This window comes from Vibrio amylolyticus, assembly GCF_023145695.1.
Taxonomy (GTDB): domain Bacteria; phylum Pseudomonadota; class Gammaproteobacteria; order Enterobacterales; family Vibrionaceae; genus Vibrio; species Vibrio amylolyticus.
Window position 1 is genome coordinate 160,962 of record NZ_JAJHVV010000009.1, and the last position, 15,422, is coordinate 176,383.

General features: G+C 44.2%; 13 protein-coding genes. 6 read left to right on the forward strand and 7 right to left on the reverse strand.

What is annotated here, in order from left to right; genetic code table 11:
• Positions 1 to 245 precede the first annotated feature (245 nt).
• Genes KP803_RS15390 through KP803_RS15400 form a run of 3 tightly spaced genes read left to right on the forward strand, consistent with a single transcriptional unit; the run spans position 246 to position 3,429 of the window.
• Positions 246 to 1,583: an aspartate aminotransferase family protein gene (locus KP803_RS15390; RefSeq protein ID WP_248009736.1), complete on the forward strand. Its 1,338-nt coding sequence runs from the start codon at positions 246 to 248 to the stop codon at positions 1,581 to 1,583.
• Positions 1,584 to 1,588: 5 nt separating this feature from the next.
• Positions 1,589 to 2,434 (forward strand): beta-keto acid cleavage family enzyme, encoded by an 846-nt coding sequence (locus KP803_RS15395; protein ID WP_248009737.1) that lies wholly within the window; start codon positions 1,589 to 1,591, stop codon positions 2,432 to 2,434.
• A gap of 20 nt (positions 2,435 to 2,454) precedes the next feature.
• Positions 2,455 to 3,429 (forward strand): TAXI family TRAP transporter solute-binding subunit, encoded by a 975-nt coding sequence (locus KP803_RS15400; RefSeq protein WP_248009738.1) that lies wholly within the window; start codon positions 2,455 to 2,457, stop codon positions 3,427 to 3,429.
• Between the two features lie 101 nt (positions 3,430 to 3,530).
• On the opposite strand, the gene KP803_RS15405 is transcribed toward KP803_RS15400, so the two are convergent.
• The 3 genes from KP803_RS15405 to KP803_RS15415 all read right to left on the reverse strand — a co-directional run bounded on the left by KP803_RS15405 (position 3,531) and on the right by KP803_RS15415 (position 7,893).
• The gene (locus KP803_RS15405; protein WP_248009739.1) at positions 3,531 to 5,063 is read right to left on the reverse strand and encodes a sensor histidine kinase; all 1,533 of its coding nucleotides are present in this window, start codon (positions 5,061 to 5,063) and stop codon (positions 3,531 to 3,533) included.
• A gap of 214 nt (positions 5,064 to 5,277) precedes the next feature.
• On the reverse strand, positions 5,278 to 6,834 hold the full coding sequence (locus KP803_RS15410) for a glutamate synthase-related protein (RefSeq protein ID WP_248009740.1): 1,557 nt from the start codon (positions 6,832 to 6,834) through the stop codon (positions 5,278 to 5,280).
• Between the two features lie 165 nt (positions 6,835 to 6,999).
• On the reverse strand, positions 7,000 to 7,893 hold the full coding sequence (locus KP803_RS15415) for a pirin family protein (protein WP_248009741.1): 894 nt from the start codon (positions 7,891 to 7,893) through the stop codon (positions 7,000 to 7,002).
• 126 nt (positions 7,894 to 8,019) lie between these two features.
• On the opposite strand from KP803_RS15415, the gene KP803_RS15420 reads away from it, so the two are divergent.
• Positions 8,020 to 8,919: a LysR family transcriptional regulator gene (locus KP803_RS15420; protein ID WP_248009742.1), complete on the forward strand. Its 900-nt coding sequence runs from the start codon at positions 8,020 to 8,022 to the stop codon at positions 8,917 to 8,919.
• 365 nt (positions 8,920 to 9,284) lie between these two features.
• Positions 9,285 to 11,861, forward strand: a complete 2,577-nt coding sequence (locus KP803_RS15425) for a glycosyl hydrolase family 18 protein (protein WP_248009743.1) — start codon at positions 9,285 to 9,287, stop codon at positions 11,859 to 11,861.
• Between the two features lie 108 nt (positions 11,862 to 11,969).
• On the opposite strand, the gene KP803_RS15430 is transcribed toward KP803_RS15425, so the two are convergent.
• On the reverse strand, positions 11,970 to 12,452 hold the full coding sequence (locus tag KP803_RS15430; RefSeq protein WP_248009744.1) for an Lrp/AsnC family transcriptional regulator: 483 nt from the start codon (positions 12,450 to 12,452) through the stop codon (positions 11,970 to 11,972).
• Positions 12,453 to 12,564: 112 nt separating this feature from the next.
• On the opposite strand from KP803_RS15430, the gene KP803_RS15435 reads away from it, so the two are divergent.
• Positions 12,565 to 13,164: a LysE family translocator gene (locus KP803_RS15435; RefSeq protein WP_248009745.1), complete on the forward strand. Its 600-nt coding sequence runs from the start codon at positions 12,565 to 12,567 to the stop codon at positions 13,162 to 13,164.
• 75 nt (positions 13,165 to 13,239) lie between these two features.
• On the opposite strand, the gene KP803_RS15440 is transcribed toward KP803_RS15435, so the two are convergent.
• The 3 genes from KP803_RS15440 to KP803_RS15450 are packed head-to-tail and all read right to left on the reverse strand — an operon-like array spanning position 13,240 to position 15,295.
• Positions 13,240 to 14,070 (reverse strand): hypothetical protein, encoded by an 831-nt coding sequence (locus KP803_RS15440; protein WP_248009746.1) that lies wholly within the window; start codon positions 14,068 to 14,070, stop codon positions 13,240 to 13,242.
• The gene (locus tag KP803_RS15445; protein ID WP_248009747.1) at positions 14,070 to 14,927 is read right to left on the reverse strand and encodes an ABC transporter ATP-binding protein; all 858 of its coding nucleotides are present in this window, start codon (positions 14,925 to 14,927) and stop codon (positions 14,070 to 14,072) included. Before KP803_RS15445 ends, KP803_RS15440 begins: the two co-directional genes overlap by 1 nt.
• Positions 14,924 to 15,295 (reverse strand): GntR family transcriptional regulator, encoded by a 372-nt coding sequence (locus KP803_RS15450; protein ID WP_248009748.1) that lies wholly within the window; start codon positions 15,293 to 15,295, stop codon positions 14,924 to 14,926. The genes KP803_RS15445 and KP803_RS15450 overlap by 4 nt, the downstream gene beginning before the upstream one ends.
• Positions 15,296 to 15,422: the final 127 nt, after the last annotated feature.

Genomic DNA, 15,422 nt, shown 5'->3' on the forward strand with positions numbered 1-15,422 from the left:
TTGAATCGTTTGTAGGATTAACCATCGATTAATTAGGCTAATTATCGATTCAGTTACATAGTGTAGGCTACTGATATAACCGCTAAACTCATTTGAAAATCAATGTTGTGTTCATGCTGCTGGGTTGATTGGCTATGCGGCTATTCGTGACCTATCTATCAACTTATAAACAATTGTTCCGTGCTACTGGAAAGCCTCAAATCCTCAACTATTCTCCAATAGTCAGCGGTTCAAAGGTTACTGTTATGTCTCATGTTTTTCATCGTCATTGTCAGTCGTTATTGCCTACAATCTCTCATGGCCGCGGGGCGTATCTTTATGATACTCGTGGTAAAAAATACCTCGATGCGTGTGGCGGTGCTGCTGTGTCGAACTTGGGGCACAATAATGCTCAGATAAAACACGCGATACAAAACCAGATGGATAATATCCCTTATGCACATACTGGTTTTTTTACTAGCCAAGTTGCCGAAGATCTTGCTCATAAGTTGTCTTCATTAGCCCCTGAACCACTTAATTATGTTTACTTTACTAGTGGCGGCTCAGAAGCGGTTGAAGCGGCCTTGAAAGTGGCTAGACAGTATTTTCTAGAGCAAGGAAAGAGTGAGAAAACTCAGTTTATTGCTCGTCATCAGAGTTACCATGGCAACACACTTGGCGCGTTATCGGTTGGAGGAAATCATTGGCGTAGAGACCCTTTTAAAGCCATTATGTCTCCCTCACACCATATCAATCCTTGTTACCCATATCGTTTTCAAGAGCAAGATGAAACCAATGAAGCCTACGCGCTAAGATCGGCTAGCGAACTCGAAACGTCTATATTGAAAATCGGCCCCGAAAATGTGATGGCGTTTGTCGCCGAGCCGATAGTAGGGGCGACCTCTGGCGCAGTAGTTCCAAGCGCTGGATACTTTTCCCATATACGTAAAATTTGCGATAAATATGATGTGTTACTGATCTTAGATGAAGTGATGTGCGGAGTTGGGCGAAGCGGACGCTTCTTTGCGTTTGAGTACGAAGATATTACCCCCGACATTGTCACCGTTGCAAAAGGGCTTGGCGCTGGCTATCAGCCAATTGGTGCCACGCTAGTGAGCAGTAAGATTCACAATGCTATTGCCCAAGGGTCTGGGTTTTTCCAACATGGCCATACGTTTATGGGCCACCCAATGGCTTGTGCAGCGAGTCTTGCAACCATCAACTATATTCAGCAGCACGATTTAACCAGTAGAGTAACCAAACTGGGAGAAGATTTACGCTCAAAACTGCAAGACACCTTTGGTCATCGTGATTACATCGGTGAGATTCGAGGGCGCGGTCTATTTATTGGTATTGAATTGGTGGAAGACAAAGAATCAAAACAGCCCCACAAACCAAGCCATCAACTGGCCAAAAAGTTAAAAGCGACCGCTATGGATGAAGGGTTAATGATTTACCCAATGGGAGGGACGATTGATGGTACTCAGGGGAATCATATTCTTCTCGCGCCACCGTTTATTATTGATGACGCCCAGAGTGATGAAATCGTCGATAAACTCAATGTGACCTTACAAAAGGTAATGCGCCACATAGGGGAGGGTTAGCCGCAATGTCTGATTCGATTGGCATCATTGTCGCTCCAAATGGGGCAACAAAAACTCAAGGTAATCACTCAGCGTTACCGATTACTCCCAAAGAGATAGCCGACACGGTAGAGGCATGCCTTTGTGAAGGCGCGGCAATGGTGCATCTTCACTCCCGAGATGCACACGGGAGGCACTCGCTAGAAATTAGCGATAACTTATTGACTTATCAGTTGGTTAAAGAGCGTGTTGGGAGTGATATTCTAGTCCAACTGACGACGGAAGCTGTTGGTCAATATTCACCAGAGCACCAGATGGCATTAATAAAAGCGGTAAAACCTGAAGCGGCTTCTTTTGCCATTAAAGAGCTTATTCCTAACGAAAATTATAATGGAACAGCAAAGGCGTTTTTTCATTGGGTAGCAGAACAATCCATTATCCCACAGTATATTGTTTACTCAATTAATGAGCTTAAACGTTACCTAGATCTCATAGAGAATCAGATACTTCCAAAGCAAAATCACCATCTTTTGCTAGTCTTAGGTAGATATAACGAGCAATTATTGTCCAACCCAACTGACTTGTTGCCCTATTTCCCATATTTGCAACAGCTTTCTTGTCGTTGGGCGGTATGCGCGTTTGGTACTCAAGAGTTACACTGTTTAACTGCTGCCGCACTTTTGGGCGGAGACGTTCGAATAGGATTTGAAAACAATCATTTAGATCTATTTGGACAGCCCGCATTGAGTAATGCACAGCAAGTAAAACAACTGAAAAATCTATTAATCCAGCTAAACATTGAAACCTATGACGCCGGCACATACAGAGAAAAATTATTCAATAGTCTGCCATGTGAAGGGTCACTGTACTAACCGAGAAATAAGGAAATACCATGAAGCGACTTAAGTCATTAGTCACCGCGACAACCGCAACTCTTTTAATTGGTGCTGCAGGCACAGCGGTAGCTCAAGACCGATTCGTAACAATTGGCACAGGGGGAGTGACAGGGGTGTACTACCCAACAGGCGGTGCAATCTGTCGTCTGGTTAATAAGTCTCGCAGTGAGCACAATATTCGTTGTTCAGTAGAAAGTACTGGCGGTTCTATTTACAACATTAATACGATTCGTGCTGGTGAGCTCGATTTGGGTATTGCGCAATCTGATTGGCAGTACCACGCGTACAACGGCAGTAGTAAGTTTGGTGATAAGGGTGCATTCAAAGATCTTCGCGCCGTATTCTCTGTTCACCCAGAACCGTTCACCGTGGTTGCACGAGCAGACTCAGGCATCAAAACCTTTGAAGATCTGAAAGGCAAGCGCGTTAACATCGGTAACCCGGGCTCTGGTCAACGCGGTACCATGGAAGTCTTGATGGGCGAGTATGGTTGGACAAACAGTGACTTTAAATTGGTCTCAGAGCTAAAAGCCTCAGAGCAATCTAAAGCACTGTGTGACAACAAAATTGATGCGATGATCTACACGGTTGGTCACCCAAGTGGCGCAATTAAAGAAGCGACAACGTCGTGTGATAGCGTCATCGTTAGTGTTGCTGGTATGAAAGTGGATAAGCTTGTATCAGACAATAGCTTCTATCGAATCGCGAGTGTTCCTGGCGGTATGTACAATGGCAACGACAATGACACGGCGACATTTGGTGTTGGTGCAACGTTTGTCTCTTCAACAGATGTGCCCGAAGATGTGGTGTATAACATTGTTAAAGCGGTATTTGAGAACTTTGATGACTTTAAGCGTCTCCACCCAGCTTTTGCTAACTTGAAAAAAGAAGAGATGATCAAAGATGGTCTTTCTGCTCCACTGCACGCCGGTGCGGAAAAATACTATCGTGAGGCTGGTTTGATTAAGTAGTTTATTTAGTCGAGATAAAATCGTTCTAAGTACGGTAAGGAGTATTTAGCTAGGTCATGCTAAATACTCCTAGTTACTTCCAATTACCAACGGACATATTATCAGGAACTGGAAAGTGGCAATGTGATAGCGAAGCCGGAGCCTCCGGTTAGCGGTTGATAGTAAGAAATATTCCCCTTCATTCCTTGAGTGACAAGGTTATAAACCAAACTCAGCCCCAACCCTTTACTTCCCTTGCCTCGAGCGGTTGTGACAAAAGGGTCAAAGATATGCTTTAGAATGTCTGGCTCGATGCCTCTACCATTGTCTTCAACACTGATTTCTAACTCTTGATCCATCACATTGGCAATAACCAGAATATTATCTGAAGGAGATTGAGTTAAACCGTGTTCAAGTGAGTTTAAAATAAGGTCTTCTATGATTTGGCTCAACTGCCACGTATTAAGCTTAACCACACTGTCATTTGGAATAACATGGATATCAAAGGTTATTGAGTGTTCTTTTTTATAGTGGTGTAGTGCCAGGTGAACGGTATCTTCCAGCCATTGGTTCAGTTCAATGTTTTCTAGTTGTGCATTTTGTGTCTCATGTATAGAGAGGCGTTTAAATTGGGCAACAAGTTGTGACATTCGTGTCACGTTCGTTGTAATAATATCGCTAGACTGCAAACCCAGCGCTATGCTTTCAGAAAGAGACGTTTTGGATATACTGCCGCTATCAAGGTCACTTTTTAAATTGTGGAAGATGTCGGGTTGTAGGCTATTCGCCACGTTAATATTACCGAGTGGTGTGTTCAGCTCATGCGCCATTCCTAGTACTAATTTTGTTAATGAGTTTTGTTTTTCTGCTTCTATTAATTGGGCTTGAGTTTCTTGAAGGTCTTCCAATACAGATTCGAGGTTTCGAGTTCTTTCATTAAGTTGTGCAGTTCTATCCAACACTTTTTGTTCCAGAATTAGGTTGGCGTTCTCTAATTCTTTTTGGGCTTTTGATAGTTCCAGTGTTCGACTGAGGATACGGCTTTCCAAATGTCGGTTCAGTTCCTTAACCGCTTCTTCGGCTTTTTGTCGCTTTATAAACTCGCCAAGAGTGGAGCCAAACAATCTCAGAGTATGGCTTTGATAGGTCTGGAACGGTTTATGATTTATCAGATTGTCACACGCCATCCACCCGATCACTTCTTGATCGTCCCATATAGCGAGTGCCGCATTCCAGCCATAACCGACGGTGTCTAATTCTCCTTTTTCACGACTAAACTCATAGAGCTCTTTGTCATGCCAAACGCACACTTTTCCTTTGTAAGACATTTCACGGACGACCTCTTTCACCTCTTCAAGCATAGGCGTAGCAAAGTCAGCTTCTGAACGAACTCTTCCTTCGTCATCTGTCCCCCATGTTCCAACCATCCAGTCTCGCTTTTTATCAATCATCAAAATACCCATACGGTCAATATCGAGATGATGAAGACAAGCGGTGACGGCTAGACGATAAAGGTCATCTAATGATTCGGCTTTAGACAGCTCTATTGATATCTCATGCAGCTGGAACAATTGATGGTAAAACTGTGTGGCATTTTCACTGTCGGCTGCCAATTCATCTGAAGCATCGTCTGAGTAGGTGATGAGTCGACTCATGGTTCCTCCATGATTTGCCTTCCTTATAGAGTAAGTGTAGTGGTTAGAAGAAGCTCTATGAAACAAAATTTTAAATAAAAATGCAGCTCGATGGAGGAGCCAAAGAGCCGCTAACTAAATTAATGTAATTACTCTTAATTCTTAATTCTTAAGGATATGAGGAAAATAGACCTTTCCCTTTACCACTTAGTCACTAAATATGATTCATTAAAAACTAGTCACCCACGTTTTGGTTACCTACACCGGCATACTTAACACCCGATAACATCGCCATCTCTTTATTCCATGTAGCAAGATCATTCGGATTAAACTTACCAAGATCGTCGTGTCCACACGCGCGAGACATCACCTGCATCAACTCAACCGACGCTTCAAAGAAGTTCTGTAGTTGCTTAGACGCTTTATCAACATTCAATCGTTGGCGTAAATCCGCCTTTTGAGTAGCAATGCCTGCTGGGCAGTTGTTGGTATTACACATGCGCGCTGCGACACAGCCAATGGATTGCATGGCACTGTTTGAAATCGCAACGCCATCTGCGCCTAATGCCATAGCTTTGACAAAGTCCATTGGCACTCGAAGTCCACCTGTGACAATTAAAGTTACGCGGCCACTCACGCCTTGCTTGTCCAGGTAGCGTCTTGCTCGTGCGAGTGCGGGAATGGTTGGAACACTGATGTGGTCACGAAACATCTCTGGTGCAGCCCCCGTACCACCTCCACGACCGTCTAGGATGATGTAATCGGCAGACGCATCAAGGGCAAACTGAATATCTTCCTCGATATGATTTGCACTCAGTTTAAAGCCAATAGGGATGCCGCCAGTCACTTCCCTTACTCGGTTGGCAAACTTTTTAAAATCTTCAGCGGTATGGAGGTCAGCAAAAGTTGGTGGAGAGATAGCTGGCTCACCTTCTGGAATACCACGCACTTGCGATATCTTTCCAATATTTTTATTGCCTGGAAGATGGCCTCCTGTGCCGGTTTTAGCGCCTTGCCCACCTTTAAAGTGAAACGCCTGAACATTTTTTAGTTTCGATTCATCGTAGCCAAATCCAGCGCTCGCTAACTCATAAAAGTAACGCGAGTTTTCAGCTTGCTCTTCACTGAGCATACCACCTTCACCAGAGCAAATTCCCGTTCCTGCTAGCTCCGCGCCTCTCGCCATGGAGACTTTTGCTTCTTCTGAAAGTGCGCCAAAACTCATGTCGGAAACGAATAGGGGTATTTTAAGTGTTAACGGCTTTTTAGCTTGAGGGCCAATCACCAACTCTGTCGAAACAACGGAATCTTCCATTAATGGTTTCGTCGCCATTTGTGCGACCATAATTTGTATATCGTCCCAGTGAGGAAGTAGGTGCCTAGGAACACCCATAGACGTCATTGGGCCATGATGCCCTACTTTGGAGAGGCCATCGCGTGCTAGCTGATGAATAAATTCAACGGTGGGCTCTTCCTGCGTTGCCGTAGCTGAAGGAGCAGCGTCTACCGATTGAATTTGAACACCAGGACCTTCTTCTCCAACTTGCTCGGCCGTGAACTGTTTATGGGAACCGTCGCAAAATGGAGTGTTGGCTGAGTGTTTACATTTGCAAAGGTAAGCGTCTCCACTTTCCTCTGCTACAAAGCTCTTAGATTTCATGCCAGTGCCTGCGTGTGATCCGTCACAATAGGGTTGGTTCTTAGAGCGGCCACAGGAACAGAAATAGTAGGTTTGATCTTTTACGAGTTCGACTTTAATGGGTTTGTTGTCAGCGATGATTGGATTGCTCATGTTGTTTCCCTCTCCCTATGTCCATGGGTTTTTTTATCATTATAGGTTTACATTTTTATCAGATCTAAGTGTTGAAAGTTGAGCTAGTGCGTATTGATGCTACGACACTAGCTGGAGATATAACGCCTTATTAAACGTTGTTTGTATTGATATTTAGCGCACAAACTAATTGAATTGACCGCTACTGTAATCTTGAAACGCTTGCATCAATTCTTGTTTGGTATTCATGACAAATGGGCCGCCTCTCACCACTGGTTCATAGAGTGGCTTACCTGCAAGGAGCAAAAACTGGACATCTGCGCTTGCAGTAAAGGAAACTTGTTCTTCTTCGCCTTTGCTGAGAATACCGATGTGTTTCTCTGCCACGTGTGAGGAACTTACACTGTTAAATTCGTGGTTGTCGCTTTCATTAATAACGATCGTTCCCTCAATAACATAGACAAAAGCGTTATGTCCTGCCGGAATATCTTGAATAAATGTGCCGTTTTGTGGCATTGAAACGTGCATATAAGTCGGCGTCGTATAGTGATTGTTTACAGGGCCTTTTGTACCTTGGTTAGTGGTTCCTGAAATAACGCGTACAGATATACCATCTTCGCGTTCTTCAAGGGGGGTACTTTCTGGTGGGAACTCTTGGTATCCCGGCTCAACCATCTTAGACTCCTTAGGAAGGTTGACCCACAATTGATAGCCTTTTAATAGCCCATCTTCTTGCTCTGGCATTTCAGAGTGAAGAATGCCTTTACCTGCCGTCATCCATTGCACGCCTCCCGGCTCAATAACGCCTTCGTTACCAGCGCTATCTTTATGTCGCATCTTCCCGTTTAACAAATAAGTGACGGTTTCAAAACCACGATGCGGATGAGTAGGGAAGCCACCAATGTAGTCAGACGCATCATCGCTTTCAAAACAGTCGAGTAATAAAAATGGGTCGAGCATATCGAGTTCGTGAGTTCCAATGATACGAGTAAGTTTCACACCATCGCCGTCAGAGGTGATCACGCCCTTAAAGGTTTTGCTAAGCGTACGGTATTGCGCTTTCTTTTTGGTTGTATCCATCGGTTAATCCTCGTTTCTTTTTTGATAGACCCATAGTAGTTGTTGATAAAAAGGCATTAAACAGCAAAAATGAGAAATGATTGTTCTCATTTTGAGATTAATATTATTGTTTGGGAGGTCATTGGTATGGGTCAGTTAGAGAGCATCCACATATTTATCAAGGTAGTAGAGACAGGGAGTATTACCAAGGCCTCTGAGCAGTTGGGTTTGGCAAAATCGGCCATCAGTAAACGGTTGAGTGAACTCGAACAGCAACTAGGCGTGAAGCTGATTAACCGCACCACACGTAAATCGAGTATTACCGAAGCGGGTCAGCTTTACTTTCAAAAGAGTAAATTGATATACGAAGAGCTTGATGAATTGAACTGTGAGATTGCTTCTGTACAAAAGAATTTAGTCGGGACACTTAAAATTGCCGTGCCACTCTCTTTTGGAATTGAACACTTAGTACCTGCTCTCGATGAGTTCTCGAAACAACACTCCGAGTTAAAACTGGATGTCGACTTTTCAGACCGAAGGGTGGATTTGGTTCAAGACGGCTTTGATCTCGCGCTTCGAATAGGCCATCTTGCGGATTCTACGTTGAAAGCGAAAGCCATTACATTAGTCAGCCATGTTTTATGCGCAAGCCCTACGTATCTTAAAGAATTTGGTACACCAAAAACGCCTGACGACTTGAAAACACATAAGTTTCTTCGCTATAGCCAATCTTCGCTGTCAGGGTTACAGCTTGAAAGTAAGGGCCAACAGAAATATACCGTCGCGACAGATGCCGTTCACAGTGCAAATAATGGTGAGTTCTTAAAAGCGATGGCATTGTCAGGTCATGGTTATACCCATTTACCAAAATTCATCGTTTGGAAGGAGTTACAAAGTGGAGCGTTACAACCGATTCTAGAGCCATATACTCCAGCTCCTCAACATGCCTACATTGTGTACCCAGAGACACGCTACTTACCAAAAAAGAGCCGAGTCTTTATCGATTTTTTGACGGATTACTTTGGCGATACCCCTTATTGGGAGTGACCCACTCAAGGAGTACAAAATCCCTCTTCGTATTGATTTCTATGAAACTATCTTACGTAACAGCAAGTTACGTGTTATTAGATTTAATTGTTACCTGTTGCATAGAAGCTAGAGGTGACTCGAACAAATCTCTCTCTTCAATGCCTCTGGTGTGATGTCACTCGAATAGAAATTTTGCTACGTCAATCTGTTTCAATATTGCGACAAATCCTTCCTATTATTTCATTGCTCATTTATTGAGCTGTGACGCCATGGGCTATTTTTGATTTTTGCTTGTAGATATAGACGTTACTTTTCTCAACGTTTGCGAGAGAAGCTGTTGTGCGAACCCTGTGGTTTATTTAACTCATCACAAGGATTAAGCGATGAAAAAAACGATTTTAACATTGGCAGCGTTTGGCCTAATGCCAACCACGGTATTAGCCTATGACTGTACGAATGTACCGATTTACGATGAAGCGAGTAGTTATAACGCGGGGGATGCCGTGCAGGTTGAAGGCAATGCCTATGTCTGTAAAGTGGGTGGCTGGTGTACCGTCGGAGGGCCATATGTTCCTCCAACAGGTTGGGCATATAAAGATGCGTGGTCAGAAGAAGGTGCGTGTGTTGCAGTTGTCGACCCAGATTCAGATGGTGATGGAATCACAGACAGCGTTGATAACTGTCCTAACGTTGCCAACCCAGATCAAATAGACAGTGATAACAATGGCATTGGGGATGCCTGTGAAACTGATACTCCGTTAGACAGCGATGGCGATGGGATCGAAGATGCCTTAGACAACTGTCCTAATGTCGCTAACCCAGATCAGACCGATAGTGACAATAATGGCGTTGGTGATGCCTGTGAAGTCGTCGCCGATGCGTGTCCAGCGTTTGATAGTACGGCAACTTATGATACAAGCAGCATCGTCAAACATACTGGTGGGTATTATAAATGTGATGTTGCAGGATGGTGTTCATCAGGTTCCAGTTCGTATGAGCCGGGTGTCGGTTGGGCTTGGGAAAGTGCATGGTCAGCATCCAGTTTAGAGGCGTGTACTGATGTAGGTGCTGGGGTGGAAGTTCCAGACGTGCCGTTCTGCGCACCCGACTGGGACACTCAAAAGATCTACAGTGAAGGGTCGGTGGTGAATTATAATGGTGTCGCATGGCAAGCGCTCAAAGATACTTATGGCATTGCACCGGATAACACAACCTATGGTGAGCAATATGTCATTGTTGGCTACCCTGATGAGTTTATGTGCCCTGTTAGCATTCCAAACAACATCGATTATGGAACCCCTCAACCCGTTGCGGGCAACCCGAATGTCGGGACGCAATTCCCTACAGGCGCGGTGATTAACGCCATGATCTCAGACCAGCCTTCCAGCCAAACAGGCAAAATCGGTGGTATTGATCCTGCCTCAGATAATGGTGGTGATCACGCTGGATTGTCTGGTGATAATGGGGCACGAGTTTCTAAAGTGAAACCAGGTGATGTGTCGAACCAACACAACGTTTATGAGATGAACTCAGGAACAGAAGTGGTGACATACATTGGGGACTGGGCGATTTATGGGCGTCAATATGACTTCTCCAAACTGTCTGCCAGTAATCTCAATCGTATTGTCTATGGCTTTGCAGGAATCTGTTTCCCTGACGCCAAGAATGAACAAGATGGCGGTTTCCCAACAACAGCACCTGCTGCTGTGTTGAGAACGTGTACTCAGAGTAATCTCCCTGACGGTGCGATGGCCGTTGCCGATTTCGAAGCGGCGTTCTCTCGTAAAATACCGGGAGCGCCAACAGGGTCAGTCATTGGTACTGAGAGCATGTACGAACTTGAAGTGGGTAACGTGAGTGGTGTATTTGGTGTTCTTTATGAGTTACGTAAACAAAATCCTCAGTTGAAACTGGATTTGTCGGTGGGTGGTTGGACACTCTCTGAAGGCTTCCCGTGGATGGCTTCGGATCCTGTTCGACGTAAAGTCTTTGTTGATTCCATCGTTCATTTCCTAGAGCGTTTTGAATTTGATGGTATTGATATTGACTGGGAGTACCCAGGATCGGATGGCGCAGTTGCCGGGATGGCGCGACCTGATGATGCTGAAACCTACGCAATATTGATTCAAGAGCTACGTGCGGGGATGGATTGGCTAACGAAGAAAACGGGTAAGCCGTATCGTTTATCTTCAGCCATTCCTGCAGGTGAAGGGCGCCTTGAGAAAATCGATTGGTCGGTGGTTCATCCGTATATGGATCGACTGTATGCCATGACGTATGACATAACAGGCGCTTGGGAGCGTGAGTTAAGTCATCATACACCGCTTTATACCAATCCAAATGCGACAGGTTCGTCTGCCAATACATCCGCTCATTTCACCATTAGTTACTTGCAAAGTTTGGGTATCCCAGCGAACAAGTTGATGATTGGTGTGGCTAACTACCATCGTTCACGGGCAATGAACCCTGGAGACATCAGTGAATACACTAATGGCCTTAATGGTAGCTCAACTTATGGTGATTTGAATGCTACGGGCGCGAGCATGATATTAGGCGTTGCAGGTGTCGGCAGTTGGGAAGCAGGGGTCTTGGAGGGGTATGATCTCTACGCTAACTATCTCGATAAAGATCTGAAAGCACGAAATGGTTATACCTTGTATACCGATAAAGTGTCTAACGCTGACTACCTGGTTAACGAGAGTATTGGTTCATTCATTACTCTTGAAACACCAAGAACGACGGCACTGAAAACTCAGTATGCTAAAGATAATGGGTTAGCAGGCGTGTTCTTCTGGATGGCAGAGCAAGACAATGGGTATAACCTCAACGCTGTAAACCATGTTTTAGGTAATACATTAGTCTCCGACAATGCAGATTCGAAACCACAATATCAAATCGCCGTTTGTGGTCAGAATGTCACAGTCGCTGAGTGTGAAGCATTGAATTCAGCACTGAAATAACCGGATGTGAAACGGAAAGCCAGTTACTACAAGTGTTAATGTATAACTAGGGAGTTACTTAATAATAAAGGTCTAGCCTAGTCGCTAGACCTTTTTCATTGAAGATGTTTAATCGAGTGGAAGTTGGACGCTATTTTTAATCTCTTTCATCGCAATATTCGATTGAATAGCACTAACGCCTGGTACGCGTCGCAATGTGCTGATGTGGTCAAAATATTCATCTAAATCTCTTGCTACGACTTGCACCATATAATCTGCCATGCCTGAGATGCAGTGGCAGCTCAATATCCAATCAGTATTCCTAGCAAACTCTTCTAGCGGCTCAGTATCCTCAACTTGGTGCCCACCCAGAGTAACGAGAGTAAAGCCTGAAACTTGTATGCCTAATTTCTTTCGGTTAAGGATTGCAGCATAACCATCAATGAACCCTTCTTCTTCTATTCGCTTCCAGCGTCTCCAACAAGGTGTTTCACTCAGATTGACATCGTCCGCTAGCTTACTGTTACTAATGCGCCCATCCTTTTGAATCTTCTTAAGAATCGAAAAATCAGTAGTGTCGAGCTCGTTAATGGAAAGTTCTTTCTTTTTCATGCTGTATATTGAAATAATCTGCCTTATTTACTGTTTATCTTAGCGCATATAGCAAAGTCATTTCACCGTAATTCGTTAACATTATTTCAAATGACAATTTATAGGACAAATAATGACAAGTCAGATGTTGATAGCATTTTTGCTATTCTCGATTTCAATTTCAATGGTTCCAGGGGCAGGGAATATGGTGCTTCTTAGCATTTCCAAGCGTTTTGGTATGAGCGCAACATATCCGTTTATCGCCGGAAATGTAGTGGGCTTTACATCGATACTTTTAGCTGCGAGCGCTGGATTAGTTGGGGTTATGACTCTATATCCGAGTGTGTTCGCGGTATTGAAGTGGTTAGGAACGGCATATTTGGTGTATTTGGCGTGGTCGATTGCCACGATGAAAGTGGACGAAAATGTTGAGAGTCATCGCACTGGATTTACATCGGGTGTGTTAATACAGATTTTCAATCCTAAAGGTTACATTGTTTCACTTACGATCTTTTCACAGTTTATTTCTCAGAACGTCGCGTATGCACCTCAAGTTGCACTGTTAACGGTAATCATGGCATTAACAGGCATCGTCAGCATGGTGTTTTGGGCGTACCTTGGGACGGTATTACAGCGATGTATTCGTTCGGAAAAAGTGACCTCTGTGGTTAACGGCCTACTTGGTGGCAGCTTGGCTGTAGTGGCAATACTGATGGCTGTTCAGCCTTTGTAACTGTGTCGATGAGAGCGGTCATACGTTAACCGTGAATAAAAAAGCGAGGTTTAGTCCTCGCTTTTTTGTTTGAAGCTAACTCACCGTTCGACTAAACCTCAGGCTCAACATCCATGCTATTGCGCCAATACAAGCATAAATCACCACGTTGAGCCAACCTGCTTCGGGTATCGCACTAAATGGGTTTGACGCCAGAATAGCGTGTAGTGGTAGGTAAAATATCTTAGAAAAGAATTGATCGATGCTGTAATTGTTAAACATCGCAATCGGCATCCAACGCAGCGCGTAAATCGCAATGAGCAGAACCAACAGCGGTGACTTCACTTTCTGCGAGACAGCCATTGCGGTCAGTGCCAATGGCAACAATAGCACTCCAGCTACAACCATTCTTAATAAGAACTCTATCCAGTTCAGCAGTACATAACCGAGTGACGCTTGACGGTAGAGCAAAGCGAGTTGGTGCTCAGTGGATAGGTTCAAAACCCACAGCATCAGGTCGGCGAAGAAGACCAAAATGGAGCACACCAGAGGAATAATAAGGAGTCCGAAACTGAGCTTAACAAGGTGAGTTTTGACGTCACTGACGGGCATGCTACGCCAAAACATAATGCTGCCTTCTAAACGTTCCTTACGAAAGGTTCGAGGAAAGTATTGTGTGGCGAGCAAGATAGAAAGTAATCCAACACCACCAGAAATCAGCATATTGACGTCATCGCCTAATTCTTTGTGAATATCACTGACATCGCCACTAAAACTCATTTGAAAAAACATATTGTGTTGCAAGGTAGAACTACTGATCAAGCTTATAAACAGCAGTAAACCACAGGCAAACATAAATAAAGGAATGCGGGTAACGAGAGGGTTCTCTATCCACTCCTTACGTAACATCGCGGTGATAGAACGCATTACGCAGCCTCCTTCTGTAGAGCCAAAAATAGATCCGCTAATTTCACGGTATAAACTTCGCCAAGTCCTTCTACTTGAGCGGCGTATTGGGAAGACAGTAACCACTTAGTGGAGCCTAGCCCTTTTTGAAATGAGAGCGGTTTCAGTGACTCAATGGTTGATCGGTGCTCGTCGCTCGCATCTAGGATGAAGTAATCCTCACTAATGCTCTCCATTGAACTCTGTAAGACCGTTCGACCTTGCTTGAGAATCAACACGTCGGTCAGAAGGTGTTCTATTTCAGAGACTTCATGACTGGCAATAATAAGGGTGCGTTCTCCATCATGAAACCACTCAAGCAAGTGGCGGTAGAAGGTGTCGCGGTAGACTAAATCAAGCCCCAGTGTAGGTTCATCTAAAATCAAAATCTTAGTATTGGTCGCAATGACAATCGCTAGGTGCAGTTGGACTTTCATCCCTTTAGAGAGCGACTTAATACGACTACGAGGCTTGATGTCGGTTTGACCAAGCAGTGCATCGGCTTTACTGCGGTTAAAGCTCGGGTGCACACCTTCTGAATAATTGAGTAGCTGAGCTACTGTCATCCAGCCGGGCAGAACGTTAACATCTGAAATATACGATAAGTTCTGCATGATTTTATCTCGCTGCATAACGGGCTCATAGCCATCAATGCGGATCACACCTTGATACTCATGAGCGCCTAACAGCGAGTTAATAAGGGTCGATTTACCTGCACCGTTATGCCCAAGTAAACCGAGAACTTGTCCTGCATGTAACTCAAAGCTAACGTCATGCAGGGCTTCGCCTTTTTGTCGATATTGTTTAGACGCGTTTTGTACACTGACTAATGCGCTCATTGGTCACCTTTCAAATGTGGTTTAAGTTGCAGGGAGAGTTCTTCTAACGACATGCCAAGGCGCTGCAATGTTGCCGCAATTTGTGGAATCTGTTGTTGGAGAAATTGTTTTTTTTCATCAGCGATGAGCTTCTGTTTTGCACCTAAAGTAACATACATGCCTTGGCCACGCCTTTTTTCGACCAACCCTTCATCAACTAACAGTTGATAGCCTTTCATGACGGTTAGATGATTTATTTTCATATCCGCACAAACACTGCGCACAGAAGGCAACGCTTCACCTTCTTGCCATATACCTTGCAGTATTTGCTGTGTGATTTGATCAGCTAACTGACGGAAAATCGGTTGTCGATCATGCCAGTTTGTCATGAGTGACTCTCTGCTTAGTAGTGGTGTTATATATATGTATAACACCTAGAGTTTACAATAGGAAGGTAAATCTGATTAAAAGAGAAATGCCCCTAGATTGGGGCATTTTTTGATTGTTGATACTTCC